The organism is Halomonas sp. ND22Bw, from assembly GCF_003011945.1.
Classification (GTDB): Bacteria; Pseudomonadota; Gammaproteobacteria; order Pseudomonadales; family Halomonadaceae; genus Halomonas; species Halomonas halophila.
Map to the genome: position 1 here is coordinate 1 of NZ_PXWD01000301.1, position 380 is coordinate 380.

The 380-nt window shown below is 67.6% G+C and carries 1 protein-coding gene; it reads right to left on the minus strand.

The genetic code is table 11. From position 1 onward, the window contains the following. Positions 1-40 precede the first annotated feature (40 nt). Positions 41-380, minus strand: a 340-nt coding sequence (locus tag CVH10_RS18170; RefSeq protein ID WP_106489365.1) for a nucleoside deaminase, incomplete at its 5' end; no start/stop codon positions are given.

A 380-nucleotide genomic window follows, 5' to 3' on the forward strand; every position in this document is an offset into this window, starting at 1 on the left:
GCACACCCCCCTGCCGAACTGAAGCGCAGCCGCCCGGGGATTAGCGCGAGGCCCAGAAAGCCCGCTGCATGGCGATCGTTTCTTCGGCGATCTCCGGCACCGGCCCGATGAGTTCGACCGGCTTCTGGCAGTGGTCGAAGACATAGCGCGACGGCACGCTCATCGTCGGGTTCTCGGCATGGCTGCCGGTCTCGGCAAGCAGCTGCGCCTCGGTCATGCCGTAGACCACGCGGCCGATGTTGGCCCAGTAGGCGGTGCCGGCGCACATGCAGCAGGGCTCGACCGCGGTGTAGAGCGTGCAGCCCCACAGGAACTCGGGGGTGAAGTTGGTCGCTGCCACCCGCGCGAGCGTCGACTCCGCATGGTTGACCGTGTCGATG